The sequence below is a fragment of the Azospirillum soli genome (genome assembly GCF_017876165.1).
GTDB lineage: Bacteria > Pseudomonadota > Alphaproteobacteria > Azospirillales > Azospirillaceae > Azospirillum > Azospirillum soli.
In genome coordinates this window covers 1-13,155 of record NZ_JAGINQ010000049.1, presented here as the reverse complement: position 1 = coordinate 13,155, position 13,155 = coordinate 1, and the positions used below count along the sequence as shown (strand labels likewise).

Below are 13,155 nucleotides of genomic sequence, written 5' to 3'. Positions count from 1 at the left end.
CCAGCGGCCATCCGATCACCAAGCTCGATGAGCTCCTGCCCTGGGGCCATACCCGGCAGGCGGAACCCGCCGTGGCCTGAGAACACCGCTTACGTATCAAAGGTGGCGACAGAGCCTCTACCCGAAACTCCTCCACCCAAAACAAACATTTCGGCGCGTATCGACCTTGTGCCGTCCGCTGTCGTCGCCGCCAATCGGCCAGCGCCTCGGCGACGAAGGCACCAACGTCCGAGAACACGTCCCACAACACCGGCGTGGTGCTTGCGGGATGAACGGCGGTGCACATACAATACATAGGCAGCAATATCAGCAGACCGCCTGCACTGCGCCACCAACCTTTACCGTCGGAACCGCATCGCGCCCGGCACTAAAAAGGGTGTGCCTTAATGTGAACAGGTTCTCAAAGCTGCACCACTTCATTCGCTCCTTGTCGTCCATGCTTCGCTGCGTAAGGTCTATTCACTGTCTGGCCGGGCGCATGCACGGGGCATCGTGGTTGGCAGGGGCCGGTCTGGTGGTTGCCGTCCTGCTGATGGGCGGCCCGGCTTTCGCGCTGTACGGCCCAGCTTCGGAGCATGGCGTCCTCGACCTGCGTGGTTGGAATCCGGAGACGGACGGGGTCGTGGACCTTTCCGGCGAGTGGCTGGTCTCCTGGGAACGGCTGGCCGGGGCCGAAAGCGCGCTGCCTCTGCCGCAGGCGGACGGGCGCGCGTGGACGACTGTGACGCTACCCGCGGTTTGGAACGGGACGGAACTGCCTGGTGGTCGGCGCATGGATGGCTGGGGAGCGGCCACATACCGTCTGCGCCTGCTGCTTCCACCCGACACACCGCCGCTGACGCTCAAGGTTCCGCCTGCTTATTCCACCATGCGCGTGTGGGCGGATGGGCGGGTCGTCGGTGCGGCGGGAACGCCGGCGCTCGATGCGGGTGCCGAGGCGCCGGTCTCCGCCACGCGGTTGATCGCGCTGCCCGGCGGCCGGTCGTCGATTGAACTGGCGATCGAGGTGTCCAACCATTTCCATTTCGAGGGCGGTCTGGGAAAGGCCTTGCACCTCGACGGAAACGGCGAGCTGGCGCGGGATTGGCAGCGGCAGTTGATGACCAACGCCGGCGTGCTAATGTCGCTCGTCACGATGACGCTGTTCATCGCCGCCCTGATGCGTCGTAAATCGAGTACGGCGCCGGTGTTCCTGCTTCTGCTTCTGCTCGCCTGCACCCTCCGGCTAGCCTGCACGAGCGAGTTGCTGCGGATCTACATTCCATCGCTGCCAGAGGTGTGGGCCTACCGGCTGGAATATCTGCCGATCTACCTGTTCTATCCGATTTACTTCTTCCTGTTGCGCGAGCTGTTTCCCGGCTGCCTGCACCGCGCCGTCGGTCGGGTCCTGATGGGCCTGTCCGTGGCGGGGGTGCTGCTGGTCCTGCTGGCGGAGCCGGTCGTGTTCACGCGGTTTCGTGACGTGGCCAGCGCGCTGCTTCTCGTCTCCGCGCTCTACTTCGCGTGGCGCCTTGGGGTGGCCGCGCGGCGGCGCCATCGCGGGGTTCTGCTCCTGGGGGTCGGCGTCCTGACCTTCCTGGCGGCGGTGGTCCATGACGCCCTGATGTATGCCCATTTCTACGAAAGCATCGATCTCGTTCCCTACGGCGCCCTCGTGTTCCTGTTCTCGCACGCGCTGCTGCTCGGCCGCCGGGTGGTGAGCGCCTTGGAAGAGGTTCGCGATCTGTCGCAGAAACTGACGGCCCTGAACGAAGGGCTGGAGCGTCAGGTCGCCGAGCGTACCCGCGCCCTCTCCGACAAGTCCGCGATGCTGGAGCGTTTCCTGGCGAACTTCAGCCACGAGGTGCGCACGCCGCTGAATGCCATATTGGGCATGGTGCGGGTGATCCTGCGCGACGGCGGAAACGGGAATGCGGCCGGCCCGATTCGGGAACGGCTGCTGGTGGCCGACAATGCCGGCCGGCACCTGATGGACATGCTCGATTCCATCCTGGAATGGTCGCGGCTGGAGGCCGGCTGGATGGAACTGGAGGTGCAGCCGGCGGACGCCGTTCAAACGGTGCGGGACGCCGTGACCCTGATGCGGCCCGCCGCGGAGGAAAAGGGGTTGCAGCTGATCCTGGATACCGCCGGCGTCGATACGCCACACCATTGGATCGATCCGCTGCGGCTGCGCCAAGTGGCGCTGAACCTGGTGAGCAACGCCGTCAAGTTCACCGAGCGGGGCCGCGTCGATGTGACCTTGGCCGCCTACCCGGCCGAGGCGGGGGCGACCCTGATGCTGACCGTCGCCGACACCGGACCGGGCGTGCCGGCGGCGGCACGGGCGCTCATCTTCGAGCCTTTCCACCGCGTGGACGGCAGCCGGCGCGACGGAACCGGATTGGGCCTCGCCTTGGTCAGCCGGCTGGTCGAACGGATGGGTGGATCGGTGGAACTGCGGGACCGGGCGGGCGGCGGCTCGGTCTTCTCCGTCACGATACCCACGCGCCCAGCCCCGGCCCCGACCGCTCCCGAAAAGCGGTTCGGCGCGTTGCCGGACCCCGGCGCGCTCGACATTCTGGTGGTGGAGGATGCGCCGGAAAATCAGGCCGTCATGCGGGAGTACCTCCGCCCCGGTGGTCATCGCGCCGTCTATGTGGAGAGCGGTGAGGAGGCGCTTGCCCATCTCGTCGAGCAGCGCTTCGACGTGGTGCTGCTCGACATGCGGCTGCGTGGCATGGACGGGCTGGAGGTGACGCGGCGCTTGCGCGCGTTCCCGGACCCGGACACGGCCATGGTGCCGATCATCGCGGTGACCGCCAACACCTCGGCCGAGGACCGCGCTCTGTACCGGGACGCCGGGGTGGACGAGGTGTTGCCCAAACCCGTGGACCCCGAGGCGCTGTTCGACGCGCTTGCCCGACACGCGCCGGCTGATCCCGGTCGCGCGGAACCGGCTCTCCCCGCTTTCCTCCCCGCGGATCGGGTGAGGCTGCTGGCGACCTTCGCCGAAGCTTGCCGGGAGGTGCTGGAGGTGCTGGAGGACGGGTCGCCCCCGCCGGAGCGTCTGGCCGATGTCGCGCACCGGCTGAAGGGAAGCGGTGCCACGTACGGCTTTCCCGAACTCAGCGCCGACGCGCGGGCGTTGGAGCATCTCGCGCTTGCCGTCGCAGAGAGGAGGGGTGACACCGACGACTCGCTGGGCGCGGCCACAGAGGCGTTGCGGTTCCGGGTCGTCGCCGTGCTCCGCGCCATCGACGGCGGGGACGCAAAAGCGGCGCTTACCATGACTGCGGCGGGGAGCATTGGATCGTGAGAATCGGGGACGAACTGGCCGGGCGCACGGTCCTTGTGGTCGAGGACGCGCCCGAAACGCTGGAGGTGATCATCTCTTACCTGGAACGGCAGGGCCTGCGCGTCGTGCCGGCGCCGAGCGGCGAAGCTCTCAAGGCCCGCTTGGCGGCCGGGCGGCCCGATCTGGTGCTGCTCGACATCAATCTGCCGGACGGCGACGGTCTGGCGCTGGCCAAGGCGCTGCGCCTGGGCGAGGAGATCCCGCTGATCTTCGTCACCGGCCGGGACAGCGATGCCGACCGCATCGCCGGGCTGTCGTACGGCGGCGACTACGTCACCAAGCCGGTCAACCTGCAGGAACTGCTGATCCGCATCCGCAACCTGCTACGCCGCTCGACGGCGCCCTCGCAGCTGCTTCCGCCACACGCGCCGGCGGAAGCGCCGCTGACGTTCCGGGGCTGGCAGCTCGACCTCATCCGCCGCGCGCTGTTCCGGCCCGACGGCTCCTACCTCGCGCTCACGACGGGCGAGTTCAACATCCTGGCGGCCCTGGCGGCGATGCGGCCGAAGCCGGTCAGCCGGGAGTATCTGCTGGACGTTATCAGCAACCGCGATCCGCGCTCCGTCAGCGAACACACGGTTGACACCCTGATCACACGATTGCGCCGCAAGATGCGACTGGATGACGGCTCCCCAATGCCGATCACGACCGTGCGGGGGATCGGGTACGCGCTTGAAGCGGACGATCCTCAATAGGGCAGAACGGAACGGGCCACCAGGAGCATGCCGAGCGCCGAAGCGACGGTTAGCCACGCACCGGCGCCGCCCGGCACCCGCAGCGTCAGGCGCAGGTCGGGGCCTCCGGTGAAGCGCTCCAGCGCGACCGCCCTGTAGCAGCGCGGGACCGTGGGCAACGGGAAGGGGGCGGCCGGCGTGTCGGGCGGCGGAAACAGCAAGGTCTGCGGGACGAAATGCTCGTGCAGCTGGCCGTCCTCCAGCCGCAGCACCCGGTCGGCGAGGGCGGCGATCACCGGGTCGTGGGTGGTCAGCAGGCAGGTCACGCGTCGCTGCCGGAGGTGAGCAAGCACCGCCGCGCGCCGGTTCGCCGGCAGGCTGGCGAAGGCCTCGTCGAGCAGCAGGCTCATCAGCAGGGTCGATTTGCCGGTTCCCGACGGCGCCATCACCGCTACGGGCACCGTCAACTCATTGGCCGCGGTGATGATGACCGGCGCGGTTTGACGAGGAATGTGCATTGGATGGGGTGATTACGCGGCCAGCGGTGCGCCGGCCACCTCGGCCCAGGCGAAAGCCCGGGCTCGGGCGGTACGGTGCTCGGAAGCGGGGCGATGATCGCGGCGGAGGTGGACGAGGTTGTTGATCGGATCGTGGATGGACAGGAAGCACTGGACCTGCCGGGGTGATGTGAAACGCTTTCTCTGCCGCACGGTCCCGTGGCTGACGGTGATGCCGCGCAGCGCCAGCATCTCCTCGACCATCCGCAAGCTCGGCGGGAAGCGGAAGGACAGGCACACCGCGTAGCTGATCACCTCGGCAGGAAACCGGTTGCCGGCGTGCAGGGGATCGGGGCGCGTGGTCATGTCGGCCCCGTACCGTCGCCCCAGCAAACCGGCCAGCCCGAACTTGACGGTGCCCGCGCGGCCACCGCGCTTTGCGGCACGACGTGCTCCGCGCTCGCCGTCAAAGGGCTGCCGGTCTCTTACAGCATCGGTTCACCGCAGTAGGCGCACCGCCGGTTCTGCGCTTCGGCCGGTCGGATCCGTCGCGATTGCCGACATCTCAATCCCGGTCTCCACCAAGCTTGTCCGCCGCGCCGCTCATAGCGCGGGCAAGCCGCAAGCGCTCGCACCGGCGCCCCCAGCGTCAAAAACAGGTCGCCGCCCCGGCCGCCAGTCGGCATGAGCTTCCATCGGACCGCAGGATGACTTGCCCGCTGCGTCGGCTCCAGGTGCCGTCGGAATGGAAGAAGACGTCGCCCCGGCGCACCGTGGACGACCCGTCCGAGTGCAGGAAGACGTCGTTGTCCCGGCGCGTCCAGCCGCCGTCCGGACGGGTGTAGAGGGTCCCGGCCCGGCTGGCCGCCAGGCCTTGCGGGCCGAACAGCTGCCGGTCCGATTGCCGGAAGGTGCCGGAACGCGGTGGGTGCGGAACTGCGGCCAGCCATTCGCCCAGCCAATCCGCGGCGTCGTCCGCGCCGTCGCCGAGGGTCATGGAGGCCGCCTCTTCCCCGGTCTTCTGGGCGTAGGAGGGCAGGGGAGGCGCATCGCCGCTGGGCAACGCCATGGTCGGCGTGGGCAGCGGGCGCGACAGCACCTCCGGCTGTGCGCAGGCGCCGAGCAGAACGGCGCCGGCAAGGAGTGTCGAAAGGAGGCGGACGGTCATGGTCCCCCACCGTTCGGCGGGCCGTCGTTCAGTTGGATGCGCCATGTGTCGAGCGTCGTGCCGAGTTGCTGGTCGAGCGCCACAAGGGCGTCTAGATACCCAACAAGCGCGGCCAGCTCCGCGTTCTCAGCGACGCGCAGCTGGTCCTGGAACGACACGACCTGGAAGTTGCTGGACCGCCCGGCGCGCAGCCTGATGGTCTCCGCCTCCAGCGTCCGTTCGGCCAGCTCGCGCGCCCGCCGGCTCAGCGTGTAGCGGCGCCACGCGGCGTCGAGCCCACGCACCCCGTCGCGCACCTGCCGGTCCACCTGGGCGCGCAGCTGCTCCAGCTGCACCTCGCCCTGCCGCAGGCCGATGGTGGCCTGCACCTCCTGCCGTTCGATGGCCGGGTCGTTGATGGGGATGTTCAGCTGGACGCCGGCCCGCAGGTCCGTCTTGGTGTTGGGCAAACGCTCGGTGGAGCGCCACCCCGTGCGGCCGCTGCCGGGGACGTTGACCCCGGCGTTCAGCGTCAGGTCCCACAGGCGCTGGTTCTTCGCCACGTCCAGCCCGATCCGCGCCGCCTCGATGGCGATCAGCTGCGCCAGATAGTCCGGTCGGTTGTCGAAGGCAAGCGCGCACACCGTCTCCAGCTCGACCCGGACCGGCTCAGCGGTCAGCCGGTCGGCCGGCGCGATCCGCGTGTTCAGATCGAGCCCCAGCAGCGCCAGCAGGTGCAGCCGGGCCGCGTCGAAGGCGTTCTCGGCCTGGAGCAGCGCCAGCTCCTGGTTTACGGTAGTCGCCTGGGCCTGGACCAGTTCGGCCTCCGCCATGCGGCCGGCGCGGATCAGCGCTTGGTTGGTCGCCTCCAGCTCGCGGGCGCGGCTCAGCGCGCCGCGCGCGAGCGCGATCTGCTGGCGGGCCTGAATGAACTGGTGATAGGCGCGGACGATCTCGGTCACCGTGTCGGCGACCGTGCTCTTCAGGCGGAGCTGGTTGTAGCGTTCCTCCAGGCGTGCTTGGCGGAGCGGAGCCGTGGCGACGTCGTAGCCGGCGCCCTTCAGCAAGGGCTGGATCACCGTCAGCGTCAGGGCGGAGTTGCCGGCCAGCAGGCCGTCGCCGGACTGCCGCTGTGCCCGCTGCCCCACGTCCCAGCCGAAGTTGATCGCCGTGCCGAGCGGGGTGAGCAGCTGCACCGTGGGCGTCAGCCGCGCGTTGCCGTTCAGGCCGGGGCCGGTGCGGTCGGCGCTGATGGAGGCGACGATGTTGCCCTTGGGCGAGAACAGCGATTCCGCCACGCGCAGGTTGAACTTGTCCAGCACGCGCTGGAGATAGGCGTTGCGCACCGCCGGGTTCTGACGCAGGCCCAGATAAACCGCCTCCGGCAGGGTCAGCGGCAGCTCCGGCCCCTGTGCCGTGGGAAGGGGCGGCGCGCCGGGCTCGGCGTAGGAGCGGGCGGGCAGGGGTTGGCCTTGCGCAACGCCCGCGCCCAACGTGAGCAGGCCCAGCATAAGCATAGCCAGCGTCGCGATGCCGCCGAGGACGGTTCCATACGCCGCGCCCACCGTGAAATTCGCCTCCAACGTCCTGCGGAACGAAGGGCGGAGTATAGACGCTCGCTCGACCCGGCTCCACCCCGCTTGCAACCGATGAGGATATAAGTTAGAAGCCGCACAGCCTTCGGGCGGTGCATCGATGCGGGATCGCCTGCCCATGCTCGACCTTTCCGGCCGTTCAACACATTTGGGGACCGGTCTGCTGGGCACGCTGGCCGCCGAGGCGGTCGGCAACCTGCGCGCCATGCGGCAACGCTCGCTGCTGGCGCTGCTGGGCATCGTCATCGGCACGGCGGCGGTTATCGCCATGGTCGCCATCGGAGAGACCGCAAAGCAACAGGCCCTCGGCCAGTTCAAGGCGATGGGCACCGACCTGCTGGCGGTCCACCAGGATTCCGCCCAGCCCGGCCGGCTGACGCCCTTCACCCCCGGCGATGCCGCCGCCCTGCGCGACCGTCCGGAAATCGACGCGGTCGCCCCCCTGGCCATCGCCGGGGTGGAGATTGCCCACGGCCGCAGCCGCGTCACCGCCAGCGTCGCCGGGGTGACCGCCGACCTGCCGCCGGTGGCGCGGCTGCGCGTGGCCGAGGGGCGCTTCCTGTCGGCGTTCGACGAGGGCCAGACCTTCGCGGTGCTCGGCGCCGGTGTTGCCCGCCGGTTGGGAGAGGAGGGGAGGCCGCCAGCGGTCGGCGACGTGGTGCGCATGGGCGGATACGGCTACACGGTGATCGGCGTTCTGGAGGAGACGGTGGCCAACCCGCTGCTGCCGGTCGATCTGAACGGCGCGGCCTTCGTCCCGCTTGCCGGTCTGCGGCGCATCGCGCCGGCCGCCGGGATCACCACCCTGATCGCGCGCATGGCGCCGGGCGTCGGCGACGAGGCGGCGCGGCAGGCCGCCGTCACCCACTTCGCCCAGCCTCATGCCACCGGGCCGCGCGCCCGCCCGGTGGTGGTCCAGAGCGCGCGGCAGCTGATCGCCGCGATGGCGGAGCAGATGCAGGTCTACACGCTGCTGCTCTCGGCCATCGGCGCGATCTCGTTGGTCGTCGGCGGGGTCGGGGTGATGAACGTGATGCTGATGAGCGTGGTGGAACGCCGGCGGGAGATCGGCGTGCAGCTCGCGGTCGGGGCGCGGCCCCGCGACATCCGCGCCATGTTCCTGGTGGAAGCGCTGGCGCTGTCCTTGGCGGGCGGGGCGCTGGGCACCGCGCTCGGCACGGCGGCGGCGGCGTTCTACGCCCAGACCGCCGGCTGGCCGTTCGCCCTGCCGGCGGTGGCCTTGCCGCTGGGCCTGGGCATGTCGGTGGCCGTCGGGCTGTTCTTCGGCCTCTACCCCGCCGTGCGCGCCGCGCGCCTGGACCCGATCCAGGCCTTGCGCGGGGAATGATTCCCGGGAACGTCCGCATTCCTTTCCGCATCTGCCGGTGGTAGCTTTCGGTCTGGCGTTCAACCGACGGGCTGGGTCGCTCGACCAATGACGTTTCTGGCGGATCGTGGGAAGACCGTGTGGCTCGGTGTCGGCGCGGCAGCGGTGGCCGCCGTTCTGGCCGGGCTGGCGGGGCCGGATCGGCCGGTGCCGGTCGGGGCCGCGTCTCCGGCCGCCCCGGCAACCATCATCGCGCAGGCATCCCCCGTGGTCTCCCGCCTGTCGGTGATCGGCACCATCGAGCCGGGCCGCAGCGTGAACGTCATCGCCCCCTTCGCGGGCACCGTGAAGGAGAAGCGGTTCGAGCACGGCCAGCGCGTCGAGCGTGGGCAGACGCTGCTGGTCATGGACGGCGCCGAGCTGGAGATGCGCTTGCGCGACGCCGAGGCCGCCCTGCTCAAGGCCGCCCAGCGGGTCAAGGAACTGAAGCACTGGAGCGGCGGGGCCGAGGTGTCCCGCGCGCGGCGTCAGGTGGCGGGCGCGGAGCGTGACGCCGAGCAGGCGCAGCGGCGCGTGCGGGAAGCCAAGCCGCTGATCGACCGGGGGATCATCCCCCGCCAGGAATACGAGGATCTGCTGCGGCAGGCCGAGGCGCAAGGCTCCACCCTGGCGACGGCGCGCGAGGATCTGGCCGCGGCACTCCGGCAGGGTGGCCCCGACGCCCGGCGCATGGCAGAGCTGGAGCTTGCCAACGCCGAGGCGCGGCGCGACGAGTTGAAGGGGCAACGCGACCGCGCGGCGGTGGCGGCGCCGGTCTCCGGGCTGGTTCTGAAGGCGCCCGCCACCGGCGGTGCGGGATTGGCGGGACCGACCGCCGTCGAGACCGGCAGCGCCGTCGCCAACAGCCAGATCCTGCTGACGGTCGCCGATCTGGAGACTCTGGCGGTGTCCGCCCGCGTGGACGAGATGGACGTGAACCGCGTCCGCCTCGGCCAGCCGGTGGAGGTCGGCGGGGACGCCTTCCCCGATGGGCCGATGCCGGGGCGGATCGCCTGGGTGGCGCATCAGGCCACGGCGGGGGAGAACGGCTCCACGGCGGCCAGCTTCGCCATCCGCGTCGAACTGCCGGACCTCACGGAAGAGCAGCGGCGGCACGTGCGCATCGGCATGTCGGCCAGCCTGTCGGTCATCCTGTACGAGAGCGCGTCCAGCATCGTGCTGCCGCCCGACGCAGTGCTGCGGACGCCGTCGGGGACGTTCGTGCGCGTGCGCGACCCGGCGACCGGCACCGAGAGGACCGTCGCGGTCACCGTGGGCGAGCCGACGCCCACCGGCCTGGAGATCCGGGCGGGTCTGCAACCCGGCGACGCGGTGGTCGCCGGCCCGCTTTCCGCCGGTTCGTTTCCCTAAGCTCAGACCTTGCGGTCGAGCAGCGAGCCCTGCCGCGCCGATTCACGGAAGGCTTGGTCGATCTGCGCTTCGAATCCCTTGGCCCAGGGCTGCTTCTTCAGACCCTCCAGGGTGTCCATGCGGCCTTCGGTGCGGTCGCGGGCGGGATCGCCGCGCCCTGCGGTCATCGCCGCTTTGAGAACCTTGACCAGTGGATTGTCGCTGTCCAGGTTCTCCGGCGTTTCCCCGGCTCCTTGCGACACGGCTTCATAGAAATTCTGGGCCGTCGCGCGGTGGGCCGCCCACGTGACGGACTGCTTCTCCTCGTCACTCACGCTGTCGAGGAACTTGATGCCGGCTTTCGACGCCGCCGCCATGCCGCTCGCCGTGTTGGGAATCGTGGCGGGATTGAACGGATCGATGCCACGAGCTTGTTGAAACTGGAGTTCCATGGCATCCGCGGCACCGAACTGTTCTTCCTTGCTGAAGTGGCCTCCAGCGTTGCTCGCCACGGCATACAGCGACCGTCGGTCCATGGTCGAGAAGACGCTCAGCCGGTCCTGGAGAGACAGGCTGGCCCCGTTTTCCACGCCGACTTTCTTGTAGGCGGCATCGATGGCCGACCGGGCGTCCTTGGCGACCGTCGCGAAATCCTTTTTGCCGCCGGCAGCCTGAGACACGTCGGAGGGTGCCGGGGCGGAAGCGGTCTCGCTTCGGGCGGCGACCGCCTTTGCATCCTTGTTCGCCACGACGGTCGAGGCTGCCGGAGTGACTGCGCTTTGGCCGGAAATCATCATCGAGCATCCCTTGGTGAGGGCCTTGGTGAAGGACGGGACCGGCGTGCGGTCCCGTCGAACATCATCAGTTCACGTTGAGCGTAACCGCCCAATCCCCGTTGGTGCTGACGCTGGTGATGGTGTAGGTGCAGGTGATGCCGGTGCTGCTTGCGGTCGCGTTGACCGTCGGGTAGTTCCACGGCCCGGTCAGCGAGCTGCGCAGACGCGTGGCAACGAAGCGGCAGGAACGGCCGTTGTCGGACCGCTGGTAGGTGACGCTGCACCCGTTGGAGGTCAGGGTGCTGTACGCGTTGCGGGTAGCCGGGGTCGCGCCGATGGACGCCGGCCACGGGGCGTCCAGGCTGCCGATGCAGCTGTGCGTCTGATAGGTCAGTGCCACGGCGGTGTTGTTCTTCAGCGTCAGCGTCGCGGTGGACTGCGCCGAGGCCGCGCCGGCCCCTAGCGACACGAACGACGCGGCCGCAAGCCCGATGGCCCCCTTGAGAATGGCGTACATGGTCTTGTGTTTCCCCTTGATGTGCGGACGTCCTTGAAATGCGCGGTCCGCGTTGCGAACCCGGACCTGCGGACGATCCGGATCGGGGGTAAATCTACCTAAGGTGAACAATCTTTGGGAGTCGTAACTCAAAAATGATGCATTTCATACGATAGAATGGAACCTAAAGGTGCGGTAAAATGCCCGAGCCGCTCGGCTCATTCCTCGCGGAAGGCCTTGCGGAAGCTGTCCTCAGCGGCTGCATCAGGTAGGTCGGCAGGGGGCGCTCGCCGGTGACGATCAGCGTTTCCTCCGGCATGCCCGGTTGCAGCCGCACCCCCTTCAGCGCGCCGAGCTGGGCTGCGTCCACCGCGACGCGAGCACCGTAGTAGGGCTGCCCCGTCCGCTCGTCGGTCAGCGCGTCGGCCGACACCCGCAGCACCACGCCGTCCAGCTGCGACGTCGTGCGGCTCTTGAGCGTGCTCAGCACCACCTTGGCCGGCAGGCCGGCGTGCACCACGTCGATGTCCGTCGCCGGCACCGTCAACTCGTTGGCCGCGGTGATGATGACCGGCGCGGTTTGACGAGGAATGGGCGTTGGATGGGGTGATTATGCGGCCACCTCGGCCCAGGCGGCGAAAGCCCGGGCTCGGGCGGTGCGGTGCTCGGAAGCGGGGCGGTGATCGCGGCGGAGGTGGATGAGGTTGTCGATCGGATCGTGGATGGACAGGAAGCACTGGACCTGCTGGGGTGATGTGAAACGCTTCCTCGGCCGCTCGCGTCGTCGGGTTGGTCGATGGCTGCTCTCAGCGCGGTTGTTCAGGCCCTGGTGCCGGCGGTGTTCGCCGCGCAGTTGCAGGTCCTGTTGGGCCGCGGCGTGAGACTGCAGCGTGTCAGTGATCAGCACGCGCGGCGCCCGGCCCGGCTTCTTCAACAGTTTGCACAACAGACGCTTGGCCGCCGTTGTGGCGCGCCGCCTCTGCACGAGCCGGGCGCGGACGAAGCCGTCCCAGCCGACCGCGCGCCACAGGTGGTGCCTCTTGCCGGCGCTGCTGATCATGACCTCATCCAAATGCCATTCATCGCCCCGGGCAAGGCGTTGCTGGCGGATGCGGGTGGCGATCACGCGGCCGAACGTCAGGCCGCACTGCCGCACGGTCTCGTGGCTGACGGTGCTGCCGCGCAGTGCCAGCATCTCCTCGCCCATCCGCAAGCTCAGCGGGAAGCGGAATGACAGGCGCACCGCGTAGCCGATCACCTCGGCAGGAAACCGGTCGCCGGCGTGCAGGGGATCGGGGCGCGTGGTCATGCCGGCCCCGTACCGTCGCCCCAGCGAACCGGCCAGCCCGAACTTGACGGTGTCGGCCGATGCCCTGGGGACGGTCTGGCGGACCAGCCGCAGCAGCATGTCGCCGCTGGCCGGCATGGCTAGGCGCTGTGCCAAGCGCGCCCCGGCTTCACCACCCAAGGCCAACCCGAGATGGCGCTGGATGTCGCCGAGCGCGCGGCGCGCCCACGGCCCGGCGGTGCTCTCCGGCAGGCGCTCGGCGAAGATTCGCCGCGGGCATGTGGCGGCCAGACGGCGGAAGCGGCGGGCTTCGATGCGGACCACGACGGTCCGCCCTTGCCAGGGTAGGTCGGCTAGGGTGCGCTTGTAGCGGCTGTGTGCGCGCTGCGAGGGGGCGCCACACAGCGGGCAGTTGGCCGCCGCCGATCGCGATGTGTTCAGGACGGTGACGCAATCGGCGCGGGGGATGACGTGCTGGACCAGCAGGCCGGCAGGGATCAGGGGAAGCAGACGTTTTGCAGGGTCGAAAGGGAGCGGGAGTATCCGGAATTTCGTGCTCGGTGGGGTTATCCTGAAGCGAAAGGAGCCCCTGCATGGCACGACGCAAAGAGGCCGTTATCCCGGACGCG

General features: G+C 69.3%; 11 protein-coding genes and 1 pseudogene. 4 read left to right on the top strand and 8 right to left on the bottom strand.

What is annotated here, in order from left to right:
• Positions 1-478 precede the first annotated feature (478 nt).
• Together J2852_RS31010 and J2852_RS31005 are read left to right on the top strand one after the other, a co-directional pair.
• Positions 479-3,298, top strand: a complete 2,820-nt coding sequence (locus J2852_RS31010) for an ATP-binding protein (RefSeq protein WP_246500125.1) — start codon at positions 479-481, stop codon at positions 3,296-3,298.
• Positions 3,295-4,032, top strand: coding sequence for a response regulator transcription factor (locus J2852_RS31005; protein WP_209883102.1), 738 nt, complete (start codon positions 3,295-3,297; stop codon positions 4,030-4,032). Before J2852_RS31010 ends, J2852_RS31005 begins: the two co-directional genes overlap by 4 nt.
• On the opposite strand, the gene J2852_RS31000 is transcribed toward J2852_RS31005, so the two are convergent.
• The 4 genes and pseudogenes from J2852_RS31000 to J2852_RS30985 form a co-directional block, all read right to left on the bottom strand.
• On the bottom strand, positions 4,026-4,529 hold the full coding sequence (locus J2852_RS31000) for a hypothetical protein (protein WP_209883100.1): 504 nt from the start codon (positions 4,527-4,529) through the stop codon (positions 4,026-4,028). The genes J2852_RS31005 and J2852_RS31000 overlap by 7 nt on opposite strands.
• A 183-nt stretch (positions 4,530-4,712) precedes the next feature.
• A pseudogene (locus tag J2852_RS31905) lies at positions 4,713-4,874 on the bottom strand (IS6 family transposase); the annotation flags it as partial.
• 283 nt (positions 4,875-5,157) lie between these two features.
• Positions 5,158-5,676, bottom strand: a complete 519-nt coding sequence (locus tag J2852_RS30990; protein ID WP_209883096.1) for a hypothetical protein — start codon at positions 5,674-5,676, stop codon at positions 5,158-5,160.
• Positions 5,673-7,220: a TolC family protein gene (locus J2852_RS30985; RefSeq protein WP_343206857.1), complete on the bottom strand. Its 1,548-nt coding sequence runs from the start codon at positions 7,218-7,220 to the stop codon at positions 5,673-5,675. Before J2852_RS30985 ends, J2852_RS30990 begins: the two co-directional genes overlap by 4 nt.
• 148 nt (positions 7,221-7,368) lie before the next feature.
• Here J2852_RS30985 and J2852_RS30980 point away from each other — a divergent pair, with 148 nt between their 5' ends.
• Both J2852_RS30980 and J2852_RS30975 read left to right on the top strand, forming a co-directional pair.
• Positions 7,369-8,598, top strand: coding sequence for an ABC transporter permease (locus tag J2852_RS30980; RefSeq protein WP_209883094.1), 1,230 nt, complete (start codon positions 7,369-7,371; stop codon positions 8,596-8,598).
• An 87-nt stretch (positions 8,599-8,685) separates the two neighbouring features.
• Positions 8,686-9,987, top strand: coding sequence for an efflux RND transporter periplasmic adaptor subunit (locus J2852_RS30975; protein WP_209883092.1), 1,302 nt, complete (start codon positions 8,686-8,688; stop codon positions 9,985-9,987).
• A 2-nt stretch (positions 9,988-9,989) separates the two neighbouring features.
• On the opposite strand, the gene J2852_RS30970 is transcribed toward J2852_RS30975, so the two are convergent.
• The 4 genes from J2852_RS30970 to J2852_RS32490 all read right to left on the bottom strand — a co-directional run bounded on the left by J2852_RS30970 (position 9,990) and on the right by J2852_RS32490 (position 13,126).
• On the bottom strand, positions 9,990-10,763 hold the full coding sequence (locus J2852_RS30970) for a hypothetical protein (RefSeq protein ID WP_209883090.1): 774 nt from the start codon (positions 10,761-10,763) through the stop codon (positions 9,990-9,992).
• A gap of 64 nt (positions 10,764-10,827) precedes the next feature.
• Positions 10,828-11,259: a hypothetical protein gene (locus J2852_RS30965; protein WP_211112393.1), complete on the bottom strand. Its 432-nt coding sequence runs from the start codon at positions 11,257-11,259 to the stop codon at positions 10,828-10,830.
• A 163-nt stretch (positions 11,260-11,422) separates the two neighbouring features.
• Entirely contained in the window at positions 11,423-11,779 is a 357-nt protein-coding gene (locus J2852_RS30960) for a beta-barrel domain-containing protein (RefSeq protein WP_209883088.1), read from the bottom strand.
• 69 nt (positions 11,780-11,848) lie between these two features.
• On the bottom strand, positions 11,849-13,126 hold the full coding sequence (locus J2852_RS32490) for an IS6 family transposase (RefSeq protein WP_209883086.1): 1,278 nt from the start codon (positions 13,124-13,126) through the stop codon (positions 11,849-11,851).
• Positions 13,127-13,155: the final 29 nt, after the last annotated feature.